18 protein-coding genes are annotated in these 17713 nt (G+C 40.9%); all 18 read right to left on the bottom strand.

What is annotated here, in order from left to right; all coding sequences use genetic code 11:
- Nucleotides 1–59: 59 nt before the first annotated feature.
- The 18 genes from NSU19_RS11005 to NSU19_RS11090 all read right to left on the bottom strand — a co-directional run bounded on the left by NSU19_RS11005 (nucleotide 60) and on the right by NSU19_RS11090 (nucleotide 17707).
- Nucleotides 60–1715 (bottom strand): ribonuclease J, encoded by a 1656-nt coding sequence (locus tag NSU19_RS11005; RefSeq protein WP_063386718.1) that lies wholly within the window; start codon nucleotides 1713–1715, stop codon nucleotides 60–62.
- A 187-nt stretch (nucleotides 1716–1902) separates the two neighbouring features.
- Entirely contained in the window at nucleotides 1903–2778 is an 876-nt protein-coding gene (gene dapA / locus NSU19_RS11010) for a 4-hydroxy-tetrahydrodipicolinate synthase (protein WP_117016776.1), read from the bottom strand.
- A 22-nt stretch (nucleotides 2779–2800) separates the two neighbouring features.
- Complete coding sequence (gene dapG / locus NSU19_RS11015; RefSeq protein WP_339196507.1) at nucleotides 2801–4015, bottom strand: aspartate kinase; 1215 nt, start codon at nucleotides 4013–4015, stop codon at nucleotides 2801–2803.
- Nucleotides 4016–4081: 66 nt separating this feature from the next.
- Nucleotides 4082–5125 carry an aspartate-semialdehyde dehydrogenase gene (asd, locus tag NSU19_RS11020; RefSeq protein WP_063386716.1) on the bottom strand — a complete coding sequence of 348 codons (1044 nt, stop codon included), beginning with the start codon at nucleotides 5123–5125 and terminating at the stop codon, nucleotides 4082–4084.
- Nucleotides 5126–5252: 127 nt separating this feature from the next.
- The gene (locus NSU19_RS11025) at nucleotides 5253–5843 is read right to left on the bottom strand and encodes a dipicolinate synthase subunit B (RefSeq protein WP_063386715.1); all 591 of its coding nucleotides are present in this window, start codon (nucleotides 5841–5843) and stop codon (nucleotides 5253–5255) included.
- Nucleotides 5827–6741 (bottom strand): dipicolinic acid synthetase subunit A, encoded by a 915-nt coding sequence (dpaA, locus tag NSU19_RS11030; protein WP_066246456.1) that lies wholly within the window; start codon nucleotides 6739–6741, stop codon nucleotides 5827–5829. Before dpaA ends, NSU19_RS11025 begins: the two co-directional genes overlap by 17 nt.
- 157 nt (nucleotides 6742–6898) lie before the next feature.
- The gene (locus tag NSU19_RS11035) at nucleotides 6899–7159 is read right to left on the bottom strand and encodes a YlmC/YmxH family sporulation protein (protein WP_063386713.1); all 261 of its coding nucleotides are present in this window, start codon (nucleotides 7157–7159) and stop codon (nucleotides 6899–6901) included.
- 129 nt (nucleotides 7160–7288) lie between these two features.
- On the bottom strand, nucleotides 7289–8545 hold the full coding sequence (locus NSU19_RS11040; RefSeq protein ID WP_339196511.1) for a pitrilysin family protein: 1257 nt from the start codon (nucleotides 8543–8545) through the stop codon (nucleotides 7289–7291).
- Between the two features lie 23 nt (nucleotides 8546–8568).
- On the bottom strand, nucleotides 8569–9525 hold the full coding sequence (locus NSU19_RS11045) for a polysaccharide deacetylase family protein (protein WP_339196514.1): 957 nt from the start codon (nucleotides 9523–9525) through the stop codon (nucleotides 8569–8571).
- A gap of 102 nt (nucleotides 9526–9627) precedes the next feature.
- Nucleotides 9628–11739 (bottom strand): polyribonucleotide nucleotidyltransferase, encoded by a 2112-nt coding sequence (gene pnp / locus NSU19_RS11050; protein ID WP_063386710.1) that lies wholly within the window; start codon nucleotides 11737–11739, stop codon nucleotides 9628–9630.
- 162 nt (nucleotides 11740–11901) lie between these two features.
- A complete protein-coding gene (gene rpsO / locus NSU19_RS11055; protein ID WP_063386709.1) occupies nucleotides 11902–12171 on the bottom strand; it encodes a 30S ribosomal protein S15 in 270 nt (89 codons plus the stop codon).
- 128 nt (nucleotides 12172–12299) lie between these two features.
- On the bottom strand, nucleotides 12300–13280 hold the full coding sequence (ribF, locus tag NSU19_RS11060; RefSeq protein ID WP_339196516.1) for a bifunctional riboflavin kinase/FAD synthetase: 981 nt from the start codon (nucleotides 13278–13280) through the stop codon (nucleotides 12300–12302).
- 21 nt (nucleotides 13281–13301) lie between these two features.
- Entirely contained in the window at nucleotides 13302–14183 is an 882-nt protein-coding gene (truB, locus tag NSU19_RS11065) for a tRNA pseudouridine(55) synthase TruB (protein ID WP_339200013.1), read from the bottom strand.
- Nucleotides 14184–14290: 107 nt separating this feature from the next.
- Complete coding sequence (rbfA, locus tag NSU19_RS11070) at nucleotides 14291–14650, bottom strand: 30S ribosome-binding factor RbfA (protein WP_063386706.1); 360 nt, start codon at nucleotides 14648–14650, stop codon at nucleotides 14291–14293.
- Between the two features lie 16 nt (nucleotides 14651–14666).
- Nucleotides 14667–14945, bottom strand: a complete 279-nt coding sequence (locus tag NSU19_RS11075) for a DUF503 family protein (RefSeq protein WP_063386705.1) — start codon at nucleotides 14943–14945, stop codon at nucleotides 14667–14669.
- Nucleotides 14945–17107, bottom strand: a complete 2163-nt coding sequence (gene infB / locus NSU19_RS11080; RefSeq protein WP_130156276.1) for a translation initiation factor IF-2 — start codon at nucleotides 17105–17107, stop codon at nucleotides 14945–14947. The genes NSU19_RS11075 and infB overlap by 1 nt, the downstream gene beginning before the upstream one ends.
- Nucleotides 17108–17126: 19 nt before the next feature.
- Complete coding sequence (locus NSU19_RS11085) at nucleotides 17127–17426, bottom strand: YlxQ family RNA-binding protein (protein ID WP_063386703.1); 300 nt, start codon at nucleotides 17424–17426, stop codon at nucleotides 17127–17129.
- Nucleotides 17423–17707 carry a YlxR family protein gene (locus tag NSU19_RS11090; protein ID WP_063386702.1) on the bottom strand — a complete coding sequence of 95 codons (285 nt, stop codon included), beginning with the start codon at nucleotides 17705–17707 and terminating at the stop codon, nucleotides 17423–17425. The genes NSU19_RS11085 and NSU19_RS11090 overlap by 4 nt, the downstream gene beginning before the upstream one ends.
- Nucleotides 17708–17713 lie beyond the last annotated feature (6 nt).

The raw sequence follows: 17713 nt of genomic DNA on the forward strand, positions 1-17713 counted from the left end.
CGGCTAGGAAACCGTTTAAAAAATGAGAAAAAAGCAGGCTTCGTCGACCTGCTTTTTGTCTAAACCTCCATAATAATTGGCAAAATCATCGGGCGGCGCTTCGTTTGCTCATATAAAAATTGATTCAAGACGTCGCGAATGTTTTGTTTCATTGTTGACCAGTCCATTGAGACATCTTCCATACAAGACGACAGTGTGTCATGCACCATTTTCGTAGCTTTGGAAATTAAGCTTTCAGACTCACGGACATACACAAACCCTCTTGATATAATTTCAGGACCAGCGACAATTTTTTTCATCTCTTTGTTTAACGTAACAACAACAATTAAAATGCCGTCCTGAGATAACAAACGCCGGTCTCTTAGCACGATATTTCCAACATCTCCTACACCAAGCCCGTCAATGAGTACATTTCCAGAAGGTACTTTTGTAACCGTTTTGGCAGATTTAGGGGTGAATTCAACCACATCTCCTTGATCGAGCAAAAAAATGTTTTCTTCGCGTATTCCGATCGATTGCGCAATTTTAGCATGCGCTATTTGCATTTTAAATTCACCATGAACGGGAATAAAGTATTTTGGTTTCATTAAATGTAGCATAAGCTTCAGCTCTTCTTGGCAGCCATGACCAGAAAAAAACGCTTTTTTATCAATCGAAACAACATTGGCTCCTGCTCGAAACAGCAAATCAATCGTTTTCGAATAAATAAGTTCTTGTCCGGGTGTTGGGGTCTGAGCAATTAAAACCGTATCATCGGAAGTTATATGATGTTGCTTGTGAATGCCTTTTGCCATTTTTGAAATTTCCGCAAGCGGATCGAATGAATCGCTTGCACATAGTAGAACAGAGTTTTGTTTTTCAAGCTTTTTTAAATGCGACACCGGAATAAACAAATCATCGTCAGCCTTTAAATACCGTAATTGTCTTGCAAGCTCAATAATTTTGGCAAACGATTTCCCTATAATTGCTATTTTTCTTCCAGTCTCAACTGCGGCATTGAAAATTTGCTGAATTCGGTAAATATTCGTCTCTGCTACAGATACAACAACTCTTCCAGGCGAATTATACATAACATCGTTGATCATTTCTCCGGCAAGAGCTTCGGAACCAGAAAAGCCGGGTCTTTCTGCATTGATACTGTCGGAAAGCAAACAAAGAACTCCGCTATTACCGATTTCCGCCATTTTACCAAAATCAAGAAAATGACTTCCGATCGAGGATTGCTCTAATTTAAAATCGCCTGTATGCACGATCGCTCCCATTGACGTATGGAAACAAACTCCCATAGAATCAGGAATATTTGAGAATGTGCGAAAAAAAGAAACCGTCACTTGAGGAAAATGTACAGGCTTTCGCATATTCACTTCGCGAAAATCAGCGGTAACAGAATATTGCTTCATTCTTTCTTTTGTCAAGGCAATTGTCCATTTCGTTCCGTAAACTGGCGCATTGATATGTTTTAAAATGTAGAAAATCGCACCGATCCGATCCAATCTGCCATTTGTTAAGAAGATGGCCCGAACCCTATCTTTACGTTCAAGCAAATATGTAATATCCGGTATCACCACATCAATTCCGAGCATCTCGTTTTCAGGATATTTCAAGCCGGCATCCACAATAAAAATATCCGAGTCGATTTCGACGATGTACAGGTTTTTTCCGACTTCCCCAACCCCTCCTAAAGCAATAAGTTGAATTTTTTCAGCTTTTTTCATAAGTGTTAGTGATCCTCCCTAAATATCCCCGTCCAAAGCACTTAGCAATATTATACCTGATGAAAGAAATGGAATACAAGTTAATTTATATCAGGCACACTTATCCGAAAAATTAAGCCGCTAGACACAGCTGTTTTGAATGGGGCAGAGTGGAATTTTTAAAATAAAAAAAGGCTAATCACGATGATCAGCCTAATTCATGGATCACAGCGGCTAATGATGTTCGCTCATCTGTTGTTAACGGAACTAACGGCAAGCGCACCGGACCAACATCCAGACCTTTTATTTGCAGCGCTGCTTTCACTGGAACAGGGTTTGGCGCCTTAAACAGTTCTTTCATTAATGGGAGAAGTCTTCGATGAAGGCTTCCGGCTTTTTTCACATCACCTGACAAAAAGGCTTGAATCATTTCTTGCATTTCATCTCCTACAACATGGGAGGCTACAGATATGACGCCATCACCGCCTATTGATAATGTCGGCAGCGTTAAGCTGTCGTCCCCAGTGTATAAAGCAAAATCATCTGGCGTTTTCTCGATAATTTTGGCCATATTATCAAGATCTCCGCTAGCTTCTTTAATCGCAACGATATTGTCAATTTCCGATAGACGAATAACCGTTTCAGGCGCGATCGAGGACGATGTTCTGCCAGGCACATTGTAAAGCATCACAGGAAGATGCGTGCTTTCTGCTATCGCTTTAAAGTGCTGATAAATCCCTTCCTGATTCGGTTTGTTGTAGTATGGAGTGACAAGCATAATCGCATCGACGCCGGTTTGTTCCGCCTTTTTTGTCAGTTCTATGGAAGCTCTTGTATTGTTTGTACCTGTCCCTGCAATCACTGGAACTCTTTTATTGACAACAGAAACGACATGTTTAAATAAAGCGAGCTTTTCTTCCGTTGTTAAAGTTGGAGATTCACCCGTTGTTCCAGCCACAACAATTGAATCTGTTCCATGATGGATTAAATATTCTACTAATTTTTCTGTTTTTTGGAAATCAATATTCCCGTTATTGTCAAACGGGGTAACCATTGCAGTTGAAATTCTTCCAAACATACCCACTTGTTCCTCACACCTTTATCGATTATTTTCCAAGATCAAACGCTTTATGAAGTGCATTAACTGCTTGAATCATTTCACTTTCCTTCACAAGCACCCAAATTGTTGTATGGCTGTCTGCCGATTGCAAAATTTGTATCCCTTCCTCCGATAAAGCAGCAACGATTTTGGAAGCGACTCCAGGGACTCCTTGAATGCCTGCTCCTACAATTGAGACTTTTGCACAATGCCGCGTGATCATCGGATCATATCCGATCTCTTTCAAAATTCCAACAGCAAGATCCGTTACATCCCCATGAACAGTATATATGACACTCTTAGGGGTAATATTAAAGAAGTCGACGCTAATTCCGCTTGTAGCCATCGCTTTAAAAATTTCTTGATGAAAACGGAAATTCCCTTCTTTTGCATCTACTTTAATTTGCGTGACATCGGAAACATGAGCTATTCCAGTAATTAAACGTTCTTTTATGTCCGCACCTAGTTTATCCTGATGGTGAGAAGTGATGATCGTTCCTTTCGATTTAGAATAAGTGGAACGAATGCGAATCGGGATTTTGGCTTGCATAGCGATTTCAACCGCACGCGGATGAATCACCTTTGCTCCTTGATAGGCCAAATTGCAAATTTCCGTATACGTCACAAATGAAAGGGGCTTTGCATCCTTAACAATACGAGGATCCGCTGTCATAACTCCTTCCACATCTGTAAAAATGTCTACATATTCTGCTTTTAAAGCTGCTCCAAGTGCTGTTGCTGAAGTGTCACTGCCGCCGCGCCCAATTGTCGTCACATCTCCATTTGCTTGTGCTCCTTGAAAGCCTGCGACAACAACGACATCATTTGTTTCTAGAAGCCCGAGCAGGCGATCACATTTCAATTCTAATATTTTAGCATTTGTATGTTCACTTGTCGTCAAAAAACCTGCCTGCGCTCCGCTTAAAGCTGCCGCTTTTATTCCTTTCCCTTTTAGCATGCTAGTAAATACGACAGAAGAGATGATTTCTCCGCAGGACAGCAACATATCCTGTTCACGTTTGGAAATGGTGTCGATCCCGCCTTCCACAAGGCTGATCAGCGTATCTGTTGCGTACGGATCTCCTTTTCTCCCCATCGCTGATACGACGACGACCACTTTTTTTTTCTCAGACAAGGCTTCCTTTATATGTTCGTACGCATGTCTTCTGCCTTGTTCATCACGGACAGACGTTCCTCCAAACTTTTGAACAACAATGCTCATGATGTTCACCTCTATAAAATAACTAAACAGAAGAGAGCTGATGGCTTCAACTCTCTTCTTTTCACCTTATACTAGTTTCAGTTTAATTAAACTTTCGGCAATTTGTACAGAGTTTAATGCTGCCCCTTTTAATAAATTGTCGGATACAACCCAAAGGTGGAAGCCGTTTGGCCGATCTAAGTCTTTGCGAATTCGGCCTACAAATGTATCGTATTTGCCTTCTGCAAAAGCAGGCATTGGATAAATTTGATTTGCCGGATCATCTTCAAGCGTAACGCCAGGCGCATCTCTTAATACATTGCGAATATCATTTACAGTAACATCGTCCCTGTCGATTTCAATGTAGACTGATTCTGAATGCCCGATGACGACCGGCAAGCGGACGCAGGTCGCTGCAACTTCCAGATCCTTCATATGCATAATTTTTTTTGTTTCATTGATCATTTTCATTTCTTCAAATGTAAATCCATTTTCCTGGAACTTATCAATTTGCGGAATTGCATTAAACGCAATTTGATAATGTTTTTCGTCACTTTTAACAGGTAAAATTTCAGGTACAAACGGCTTTCCTTCTAAAATCGCTTTAGACTGTTCTTTCAATTCCTGAATCGCTTGTGCCCCCGCACCTGATACTGCTTGATAAGTGGAAACAATGACTTTTTTCAGCCCGAACGCTTTACGGATCGGCTGCAATGCAACAACCATTTGGATCGTCGAACAATTCGGGTTGGCAATAATACCGTTATGCCATTTTATATCCTCTTCGTTCACTTCCGGTACTACGAGAGGAACGTTTTCATCCATTCTAAATGCGCTCGTATTGTCGATCACGACCGCGCCTCTTTTAGCTGCTTCCGGTGCAAGCTGCTTCGACACGCTTCCTCCAGCGCTGAAAAGAGCGATATCAACCCCTTCAAAGCTCTCCGGTTCCGCTTTTTGTACTGTGATTGGTTTTCCTTTAAATGTAGCTGTCTTTCCTGCAGATCGTTCGGATGATAAGAGCGTTAAAGTTTCCACAGGAAAATTTCTTTTTTCCAATGTTTCGATCATTCGTGTTCCTACTGCTCCAGTTGCTCCGACAACTGCTACATGAAAACCTTTTTGAGCCATTTTCTATCTATCTCCTTCCAAAATGCATCAGAGTCGAATAATCATGTATTCGTATTACGTTTAATTGTATCACAGTAGCCAAAAAAAGTGATGAGCGATTTTTCATGAAAGCGTTTTATTTGTTTGATTATTTTTTATGTTCAATAATAACCGGCTGAAGCTGTCTATGTTCAAGCGCATGTTCAACTGTTTCCACTAACCGATCCATATTCGCCACCATTGAATTCGGTTTTTGGTGGGGTGCATCTTGGCCGAACGGAACAAAGAAAATATTTTTTGCCGCCATTAGCTTCATTAAATTTACGCCATTTAACCCGAGAGCATCGTTTGTAGAAATGGCTAGTACAACGGGGCGATGGTTTCTCATAGTCGCTTTTGCAGCCATCAATACAGGAGAGTCCGTCAAGGCATTCGCCAGTTTGCTCATCGAATTGCCGGTCATCGGCGCAATGACCATGCAATCAAGAGGAATTTTCGGACCTAAAGGCTCGGCATCCACGATCGAATCAATTACTTGATTTCCAGTCGCTTCTTCAATTCTTTTGACCCATTCTTCTCCTTCCCCGAATCTAGTTGTTGTCGTCTTTACGGTCGAGGTGACAATTGGCAAAACGTTTGCTCCTTTTTCAACGAGCTTTTGAATTTGCGGAAATACCGCATCATAAGTACAATGAGAGCCTGTTAAACCAAATCCGATCCGTTTACCTTTCACTTCCATTATCCATACTCCTTTCAAGCTGATGCTGTTCAGTTAAAAGGATTGTCAACGCATTCGCCAAAATTTGGCCCGCTGTCCTCGGTGCGACAATTCCTGGAAGACCAGGTGCTAAAATGGCTTTCATACCTCTTTTTTCAGCATAGTGGAAATCGGTTCCTCCCGGCTTTGATGCTAAATCGATAATAAGAGCGTGGACAGGCATAGCTGCCAAAACATTAGAAGACAACACCAACGCTGGAACTGTATTTATGCAAATATCGATCGACGACAATTCGTCCTTCAGTTCACTCAAATGAAACGGCTTCATTCCCATTTCCGTGATCCTGGCCAAATCTTTCTGTTTGCGAGCGCCTACCTTCACATTAGCTCCTAATGCTGCAAAAGTGCGGGCAACACTCATTCCTGTCCGTCCAAATCCGATAACGGCAATGTTGGAACCATGAATGGTAAAATCAGTATGTTGAATAACGAGCATTATGGTCCCTTCTACTGTCGGAATGGAATTATATATCGCTACATCATCACGGTCCAGTATCGGTACAAGCTTTCGTTTTTCTTTTTCCATTAACTCTTCTAAATATTTTGTGCGTATCCCAGAATAAAAGATGCAATGCTCAGGAGTGGAGGCCACCATTTCTCTTGTCAGTACGATTTCTTCAGCGGAAAAAACTGCTTCGACCTGTCCTTCGCTTCCGGTTCCTGAAACAGGCAATATTACTGCGTCCATTCCTTCCAGACTAATATTATGGCTGTTTATTTTTACTGATCCTGTATACCCATGTTCAAGCTGATCAAATCCGATTAAAAATAGATTGGCATCGTGCTCTGATAGCCTTCGGATCACCTCTAGCTGCCGGGCGTCACCGCCAATTACAGCAACGTTTAAGCCAGTTAACATCCTTTTTTTCACCTTCTTTATGGCAATTCAGTTCAGTTTCGAAAACCATAATTAGCTCCCTGTTTTAAGCATATTATGTAGGCGGCAGCCGATAGGTGAATCGCATCGAAAAATTGCCAAAAAAATAAAGCCGGCTTCTTTAGCCGGCGGATCTTCATTAGTCATCAATTTTATTTAAGGAATTTTCCGGTACGTCAATAATGATCATATCTTGACCAATTTTTTTGATATGCTCCCACGGTACTCGAATATCATGTCCTTGTTTCCTTAAACCGAACCACTTTAAAGAAGGAATAATAAGCGCCGTGATTTGTCCAGTTTCCGCATTGATTTCAAAGTCTGTTTGACCGAGCACGCCTAGACGTTCCGCTCGTTTTACATCGACGATTTCTTTTCCGCTTAACTCGGATAAACGCATAGTATTGGCTCCCCTCTTTCATTATAAATATACGAACATATTCACAGGCAGAGATTGATTCGAAACTGATGAACATAGCTTTCCATACATGTATACGTTTTTGGCAAATAAAAAATGCCCGCCAATCCATCATAGCAGGCATTTTAATTCTGGAATTGCAGAAGAAAGATTCTCTTCTGGACTAATTAAAGATACAGCATATTCATCTGTAAAAATATGTTGAATAAGTTCATTGACGCTCATGATATCAACACGGTTAACCGTTTCGATAATTTCATCCAAAGATCGATGTTTGCCTAAGAGCAGCTCATTTTTGCCGTTTCTGCTCATTCTTGCATTTGTACTTTCAAGACTAAGCATTAAATTCCCTTTAATTTGTTCTTTTGAATGCATTAATTCTTTTTCAGTAATACCGCTTTTTTTCAATTTTTCAATTGTTTGAAAAATCGTTTCAAATAAAATATTCAGCTGGTTTCTTCCAGTCCCACCGTAAATTGTGAGCACTCCGCTGTCTTCATATGAAGTGTGGTAAGAGAAAATAGAATAAGCAAGCCCTTTTTCTTCCCTCACCTCTTGGAATAATCGGCTTGACATGCTCCCGCCCAAAATATTGTTTAACACAATTAAGCTGTAAATGTCGTCATGACCGACTCTCAACCCTTTAAACCCAATGCAGAGATGCGCTTGCTCCGTCTCTTTTTTCTTGGCGATTTTTTGGTCCAAAAAAACCGGTTCCTTATATTTTTCTTTTTTATGAGACGACTTAAAATTGCCGAACCATTTCTCAACCTCTTGAATAAAGCTTTCTTGAACGTTTCCAGCTACTGAAATGACGATATTGTCAGGAGTATAGTATTTTTCCATATAGCTTTTCAACGCATCGCCGTTAAAACTAGATAAAGTTTTTTCTGTGCCTAAAATCGGATAGCCAAGCGGATGATCGCCAAACGCAGCCTGGCTTAACAAATCGTGCACAATATCGTCTGGAGTATCTTCATACATTTTGATCTCTTCTAAAACAACATTTCGTTCTTTGTTTAATTCTTCTTCTTCAAATACTGAGTTAAAAAACATATCAGCCAGCACTTCAAGTGCATAATTTGCATGCTCATCGAGCACTTTTGCATAATAGCAGGTGTATTCTTTTGAGGTGAAGGCATTCACCTGACCGCCAATTTTGTCAAAAGCTTCTGCAATTTCTCTAGCTGTTCTTTTTTCTGTTCCTTTAAAAAACATATGCTCTAAAAAATGAGAAATGCCGTTTGTTTCTTTCGTCTCGTTTCTAGAACCTGTGCCAATCCAAACTCCGATAGCAACGGAGCGAACAGTCGGAATGGATTCTAAAATGATTCTAACACCATTTTGGCATGTATATTTCTTGATCAAATTGTAACCCCCTGTTCTTCCAATCAGTCAAGACGTTTTTCATCCAGCAGACTAGAAAGTGAACCGATGGAAAGATTTTTTTCTTTAATCTTTTTAATTAATGAATCTAGACTCTCTGCGGTCGATGACGTCGGATGCATTAAGATCATGGCGCCGTTATGAATTTTTGACATCACTCGATTGATTAACGTTTCAGGCCGCGGCTTTTGCCAATCAATCGTGTCAACAGACCACATGATCGTTTCCATGTTCATATCTGCCGCTATATCTACGACCTCCTTGCGAAAGCTGCCGCTTGGAGGCGCAAACCATTTCACGTTTTTTCCTGTCGTCGCTTTGATGATTTTGTTCGTCTCTTCCATCTCTTGTCTAATTCTTGCAGACGGCAGGCGGGCCATATCTGGATGCGAGTATGAATGATTTCCAATTTCATGGCCGCTTTCTACAATCATTTTAGCCAGTTCAGGATTTTCTTTTACCCATCTTCCTTCTAAAAAAAACGTCGCTTTGACATGGTGCTTTTTTAGCACGGCCAACATTTTAGGAAGATACTCATTTCCCCATGCAACATTTATTAAAAAGGATACCATTGGCTTATCCGGATGTCCACGGTAGATCGCTTCGTTCGGCAAATCGCTTAAATGAACAGAAGGCGGAATTTGCTTGAATACAAGAAGCTTCGGATCAAAAGAACCCTTTTTCTTCATTCTCTTATACGATTCGTCAATGTCGACTGATCGCCCATTATAACCGGGCGTTTTTTTCCAAACTCTATGTATTTCAGCATTTTCCGGAGGAATTTCATACTCTTTTGCTTTGGCAACGATTTCTTGATACAACGAATCTCCGCCAGATACAGCGAATTCATGTTTTGCTTTTAATTGCTGGAGAAAGATCAATGTATAACGATTATCCAATATGACATAAGAAAAAAGTATGATCAATATAAAAATGGCTATTTTCCCTTTTTTTCGCTTCATCTCAACATCCCCTTTTTCACTTATAAAACTATGAAAAAAGGGGACAAGATAGAACTGCCAACCGCAAAAATGGAAAAGAAGCCGGGTTTTCCCTGGCTCCGGTCAAGACTTTTGCTGCTCTTTTTGGTCCCTTAAAACGGCCTTTCTTGATAAATTGACACGACCTTGTTTATCGATTTCCATCACTTTGACTAAAATTTCATCACCGACTGACACAACATCCTCCACTTTTCCTACCCGCTCTTCTGCAAGCTCAGAAATGTGGACAAGACCATCTTTTCCGTTAAACAGTTCCACGAATGCGCCGAATTTCTCGATCCGTTTTACTTTTCCTAAATACATTTGTCCGACTTCAATTTCTCTTACAATATCTTCAATAATTTTCTTCGCTTTTTTATTCATTCCTTCGTCTACGGAAGAAATGTAGATTGTGCCATCTTGTTCAATATCGATTTTTACTCCTGTTTCTTCAATGATTTTGTTAATTTGTTTTCCGCTAGGTCCAATCACGTCACGAATTTTATCCGGATTGATGACCATGGTTAAAATTTTTGGAGCATATGGCGATAATTGTTTTCTCGGTTCAGAGATTGTCGCCAGCATCGATTTCAAAATTTCAAGGCGGCCTTTGCGAGCTTGTTTTAACGCTTCTTCTAAAATTTCACGGGACAAGCCTTTAATTTTAATGTCCATTTGCAGCGCGGTGACGCCTTTTTCTGTACCAGCGACTTTAAAGTCCATATCACCAAGCGCATCTTCCATGCCTTGAATATCTGTTAAAACCGTATAGTTGTCACCAGATTTTACAAGTCCCATTGCAATTCCAGCAACAGGCGACTTAATCGGCACGCCGGCATCCATCATCGCTAAGGTGCTTGCACAAATGCTCGCTTGTGAAGTTGAACCATTTGATTCAAGCACTTCTGAAACGAGACGAATTGTGTACGGAAAATCGCGCTCGGAAGGTATGACTGGCTCAAGCGCTCTTTCTCCCAACGCTCCATGACCAATTTCCCGTCTGCCAGGACCCCTCATCGGACCGGTTTCCCCGACACTAAATGGCGGGAAGTTGTAGTGATGCATGAACCGCTTTGATTCTTCCACGCCGAGTCCGTCAAGTATTTGTACGTCTCCTAAAGCTCCGAGCGTACAAATAGACAAAGCTTGTGTTTGGCCGCGGGTGAAAAGACCTGAACCGTGCGTGCGCGGCAAAATTCCGACGGAAGACGATAATGGACGGATTTCGTCAATTTTTCGTCCGTCAGGTCTCACTTTTTCTTCTGTAATGAGACGGCGCACTTCCTCTTTCACGAGCTTGTGCAAAATTTCTTTTACTTGCTTAATCGTTTCTTCATCTGCTTCTTCTTCCTCAAATATTGCGACAGTTTTCTCTTTCACTTCATTAATAGCATCTTCGCGGGCGTGTTTTTCAGGCACTTGGATAGCTTGCAATAAGTCGGCAAGAGCCATTTCACGAACTCTTTTTTCAAGCTCCTCATCGATTTTATATAATTCGACTTCCATTTTTTCTTTTCCGATTTTTTCTACAATCTCTTCTTGGAATGCAATCAAACGTTTGATTTCTTCATGGCCAAACATGATTGCTTCTAAAATCGTTTCTTCAGGCACTTCATTGGCTCCTGCTTCCACCATGTTGATGGCATCTTTCGTGCCGGCTACGATTAAATGGATATCGCTTTTCTCAAGCTGTTCGACAGTTGGATTAATGATAAACTGGTCATCAAGGCGGCCGACCGTGACTCCGGCAATCGGACCTTCAAACGGAATGTCCGATATTGACAGCGCGAGCGAAGATCCAAACATAGCCGCCATTTCGGAAGAACAATCTTGGTCGACGCTCATCACCATGCTGACTACTTGAACCTCATTGCGAAACCCTTCTGGAAACAGCGGGCGAATCGGTCTATCGATTAAACGGCTCGCTAAAATAGCTTTTTCACTCGGTCTACCCTCTCGTTTAATAAACCCTCCCGGGATTTTACCGACAGCATAAAGCCTTTCTTCATAATTGACCGTTAGGGGAAAGAAATCCACTCCTTTTGCTTCCTTCGAAGCGGTTGCCGTACATAAAACAACCGTATCTCCATAGCGGACTAAAACGGCGCCGTTCGCTTGCTTCGCCAGCTGGCCGATTTCAACAGTCAGCTTCCGTCCGGACCAATCTATGGAAAAAACATGTTTCTCTTGATCCATACTTGTTTTGAACCCCTCTTTCATTGACAAAGTCTATCTTCGCACATAAATTGTACAAAAATGTTATTTTTAAACTTTTCAATCTATATCGTTTTTATGTAATCTGTCATAAACTTTTTTGAATACAGTAAAAAAGCGGGAAATCTCCCGCTTCCATACAACTTAACGACGCAAACCGAGTTTATTGATGAGTTGACGGTACCGTGCAACATCTTTATTGCGCAAATACGTCAACAAATTACGGCGTTTCCCAACCATTTTCAAAAGACCTCTGCGTGAATGGTGGTCTTTTTTGTGAACGCGCAAATGCTCATTTAAAATGTTGATTTTTTCAGTTAGGATAGCAATTTGCACTTCAGGAGAACCAGTATCTGATTCATGTGTTTTAAATTGCTCAATCACTTCATTTTTCCGTTCTTGCGTTAAAGCCATCCTTGTCCACCTCCTAAATATAATCCCCGGCTACCTAGCAAGCGTCGGTGACTCGCGTTGCCACGCAGCGGTTAAAAGTTACAAGAATAAGAATACTATTTTTCCCAAGAAAAAGCAAGGAGGTTCCATTAAAAATTTTTTTCAGCCGTGATTTTATCCGATTCTGTCAGCCGCTGAAAAAAATCTTTAGCTTCCTTGATGTCCCGTTTGATTTGGGCAATTAATTCTTCCACACCAGAAAACTTTTGTTCACTGCGTATTCGTTTGAACCATTTTACGGTCACATCTATATCATAAATTTCTTCATGAAAATCAAAAATATGAACTTCTATGCTCGGCTTGTCCGGTCTTTTTTCATGAAATGTCGGCTTATAACCGATATTGCATATGCCCGCATATTCCTTCCCATTCATGCTGATTTTGACCGCATATACCCCTGTCGGAGGAGTAATGTAGGATTCGCTTAGTTCAATATTTGCGGTTGGAAAGCCGATTGTCCGCCCTCGCTTTTCTCCATGGATTACCTTTCCGGATACTTGATGAGGCCGCCCTAGAAGAGAGCATGCATAAGAAACATCACCATTTTTAATAGCGTTTCGAACGAGGGAAGAGCTGATTTTTCTTTCACCGTCTGTCAGCTTTTCAACCGTCGTATGCGTAAAGGCTCCTCTTGAATAGAAAGGCAAAGTTTCCATTGTCCCTTTTCCAAACCGGCCGAATGTAAAATCAAAACCGGCCACAACGTGAATGGCATTTAATCCGATAATATATTGATCGACAAATTGTTGAGGCTGAAGCGAGCTAAAGCTTTCTGTAAATTCGACTAAATACAATCGATCAATTCCAAGATCTTCAATAAACTTCAGTTTCTCTTGTAAAGGAGTAATATATTCTATTTGTTGAATATTTTTTTTTAAGACGATGGATGGGTGCGGATCAAATGTCATCACCGCACATTCAACATTTAATTCTTCAGCCTTCTGTTTAGCTGTTTGAATGACTTTTTGATGCCCTTTATGGACTCCATCAAAAAATCCGAGCGCCATTACCGATTTCGGCACATTTTGTTTTGCCAAATGGTGTGGATGTGTTATTTTTATCATTTTCACCGAAAGTTCCCCTTTTCTTACCTATTCATTCGTTTTTAACACCTTGACGGGTTTAAGCACATTGTTTTTTTCTGAATGCTTTTTATATATGGCAATAATTTCTCGATTATTCCATATTGCTACAACATCATTTTGTCCAATATGCTGGAAATCCTCGTTCATTTCCAACATCGCTCCGTTTTTTACTTTCTTTGCTAATGTATCATTTATTTTAATTTTCGGCAATTGATTTAATGCTTCCTCTATGGTAAGAAAACCGTTTGGCAAATCTCCCGTTTTTAAACATTGCTCGACCGCAGAAAACGTGACGCAGTCATGTAAATGAAAACGGCCGGATCTTATTCGCACCAATTCAGACATGTGAGCAGGATACCCTAATTTTTCTCCAATCATGACCGCGAGAGTTCGAATATATGTCCCTTTTGAGCAAGAGACTTGAATGGAAAAGGAAGCCGTTTTGTCATGTTGTTTTATATCGCTTAAAAGGTGCATGGCATGAATGACAACCCTTCTTTTCGGCCTTTCGACTACTTTCCCTTCACGCGCGTATTCGTATAATTTTTTTCCATTTACTTTTACTGCAGAATACATTGGCGGAATTTGTTCAATTTCTCCGCGAAAGCTTTCCAGCACTCGTTCAATTTCCTCTTTTGATGGCGGGAGCTTTACTTCTTTTACAGCAATAATGCTTCCAGAAGCATCCTCTGTTTCAGTGGCAGCTCCTAATGTTACTTCAGCGATGTATTCCTTATTCTCAGCCATTAAATATGACGAAATTTTTGTTGCCTTGCCGATGCAAATAGGGAGCACGCCTGAGACATCCGGATCTAATGTACCAGTATGCCCCGCTTTTTTCGTTCGAAACAATTTGCGCACTTTTTGGACACAATCATTTGAAGTCATTCCTCTAGGTTTATGTAAGAGAAGAACGCCGTCCACAGTCACACCTTCCTTTTGCCAGCTGCAATCATGAAAAAAGAACCCGTTACACAATTGTGAAACGGGATGCCTCAGCTTTCATGATCTCTTTCTTCTTTTTTCAATTCATGGATTAATGATTCGATTCGATTGCCATAATCAATTGTCTCGTCAAATTCAAAATGAATTTCCGGAGTTTTCCGCAGCCGAATCCGCGACCCGATTTCAGAGCGGATAAATCCTTTGGCTTTCGCCAGCGCCTTCATCGTGTTTTCCTTCTGTTCCTCATTTCCCAATACAGAAATATATACTTTAGCGATTTGCAAATCCCCTGTTAAGCGAACGTCCGTTACAGTTACAAATCCAATTCTCGGGTCTTTAATTTTTCTGCCAATAATATCGCTTAGCTCTTTTTTCATCTGTTCAGCTACTCTGTTTGCTCTTAGGCTCATTTCATCACCTCATTTGCTAAAACCAGTCAAATGTTGTAATGGTTCGTTCAATTTCAGGAAAAGAATCGATCAACTTCAATGCCTGGTTCAGTTCTTTTTCCGCGATGGCGCGGCTCGATGCAAGGCAGGCAATGCCGATTTCGGTCCGCTGCCATGCATCCTGAAAGCCGATTTCTGCAACACTGACATTAAATTTGTTTTGCAGTCTTTTTATAATTCGTTGCACTACTGCACGTTTTTCTTTTAAAGAAGAAGCTTCAAAAATCATGCATTCACATGATACCATTCCGAGCATTATTTTTTAACTTCCTCCATGATGAACGCTTCAATCGTGTCGCCTTCTTTAATATCGTTAAAGTTTTTAATCGTAAGTCCGCACTCATATCCTTGAGCAACTTCTTTTACATCATCTTTAAAACGTTTTAAAGTGTCAATTTCTCCTTCAAAAATCACGACTCCGTCCCGAATTAAGCGAACGCCGCTGTCTCGTGTAACAGAACCATCTGTGACGTAGCAGCCGGCAATTGTACCGATTTTAGAAACTTTGAATGTTTGCCGCACTTCAAGGGTACCGATCACTTTTTCTTCGTATTCAGGATCAAGCATACCTTTCATAGCCGCTTCGATTTCTTCGATCACTTTATAAATGATGCGGTGAAGGCGAATGTCGACGTTTTCCGCTTCCGCTGTTCTCTTCGCATTCACATCCGGGCGAACATTAAAGCCGATCACAATAGCGTTGGAAGCAGAGGCAAGCATGATGTCATATTCCGTAATGGCACCGACACCGGTGTGAATGATTTTTACTTTTACTCCTTCAACATCGATTTTTTGAAGAGCTGATGAAAGAGCTTCAACGGAGCCTTGCACATCTGCTTTGACGATTAAATTAATTTCTTTCATATCATTTTGCTTAATTTGTTCAAATAAATCATCAAGGCTTAGCTTTGTCTTTTCGCTGCGCTGCTCTTCCAGCTGTTTTTTTGCACGGGCTTCACCGATTTGACGCGCTTTTTTCTCATCTTCAAATACCATAAATCTGTCGCCGGCTAATGGAACTTCATGAAGACCGGTGATTTCAACCGGAGTGGACGGTAAAGCTTCTTTTACACGTTTTCCGACATCATTCACCATCGCACGCACCCGTCCATATGTGTTTCCGACAACAATTGGATCACCGACACGAAGCGTTCCGTTTTGAACAAGCAATGTTGCAACTGAACCTCTGCCTTTATCAAGCTTTGCTTCAACAACCGTACCGGTTGCAAGACGATTCGGATTCGCTTTTAACTCTTCCATTTCCGCAACGAGCAAGATCATTTCCAATAGTTCAGGAATTCCGTCACCTTTTAATGCCGAAATTGGCACAAATATCGTGTCGCCGCCCCAATCTTCCGGTACAAGGCCATGTTCCGTTAATTCCTGCATCACACGGTCAGGATTTGCCGTCGGCTTATCCATTTTGTTGACCGCTACAATAATCGGCACATTCGCAGCTTTTGCATGGTTAATTGCCTCAACTGTCTGCGGCATAACACCATCATCTGCAGCAACGACTAAAACAGTAATATCTGTTAATTGAGCACCGCGGGCTCTCATTGTTGTAAACGCTGCATGGCCAGGTGTATCTAAAAATGTGATCTTTTTCCCTTCCACTTCAACCTGGTAAGCGCCGATATGCTGCGTAATGCCTCCAGCTTCGCCTTCAGCCACTTTTGTTTTTCGAATGGAATCTAAAAGAGTCGTTTTCCCATGGTCAACATGCCCCATAATTGTCACAACAGGAGGACGGCTGACAAGATCTTCTTCCTTGTCTTCGATTTCATACTTTTCAAATTCCGTTTCATCGAAAACAATTTCTTCTTCCACTTCAACGCCGTATTCAGAAGCGATCAGTTCGATAATGTCCTTCTCCAGCTCTTGGTTGATTGTTGCCATGACGCCGAGCATCATGAGCTTCTTAATGATCTCTGACGGTTCTTTATGGAGTTTGTTGGCAAGCTCAGCGACTGTTAAAGAGCCTTGATACGTAATTTTGGACGGCAATTCTTTTTTGCTTGGAGCTTCATTTTGAACCGCTTTTTTGTTTTTCTTTCCATTTTTTTTGTTTTTATGTTTCGTTTGTTGAATCGGAACGTTTTGTTTGCGTTCCTCGCGTTTTGGAGAAGGTTTTTTGCCTGATTTTTTCTTGTTCAATACGATATCCTCATCGTCATCAAATGGAATGTCATCATATGCTGCATGCTTTTCTGCCTTTTGTTTTGGTTGATGATCTTTTTGAACGTTTTTCTTAGGTTGTTCCTTTTGATATCGTCCATTGAGTTTTTCAATTGTATTGCTGTCGATCATTGACATGTGGTTTGCAACATTTATATTCATTTCTTTTAATGTATGGATTACTTCTTTGCTCGTTATATTTTGTTGTTTTGCATATTCATATACTCGCATTTTACCCATACGTTCACCCCCAAAGTAGTTATTCAAGTAGAAGCTTCAACTTCTTGGCAAAACCTTCTTCCGTCACGGCAACAACTACTCTTTCTTCCTTACCGATCGATTGCCCAAGTTCGTATCGGTTTGGGGCAATCACGAGCGGAACTTTATAAAACGAACATTTATCCGTAATTTTTTTCTTCGTGTTAGAAGAAGCATCGTCTGCCAATAAAACGAGTTTTGCACGCTTATTTCGAACCTCTTTCAAAACAAGTTCTTCTCCTGAAATCACTTTTCTTGCCCGATAGGCAAGGCCTAATAAAGATTTCCATTGTCCATTCATGGCAATGAAGGTTTCTCCTTCTCAGCTAGCTGAATTAATTCATCATATATAGATTCCGGAACAGGCGCATCTAAATGGACGGATAGCACATTTTTCTTTTTCGCCTTTAAAATGCAGTCTTTATCAAGAGTGATATAAGCACCGCGTCCATTTTTCTTTCCTGTTAAATCAACCGAAACTTCTCCTTCTTTCGAACGAACGATTCGAACAAGCTCCTTTTTGGGTCTCATTTCGCCAGTCGCCACACATTTTCTCATCGGAATTTTCTTTTGCTTTGCCACTGGTAA

The organism is Aeribacillus sp. FSL k6-2211 (assembly GCF_037966125.1).
Lineage (GTDB): Bacteria > Bacillota > Bacilli > Bacillales > Aeribacillaceae > Aeribacillus > Aeribacillus composti.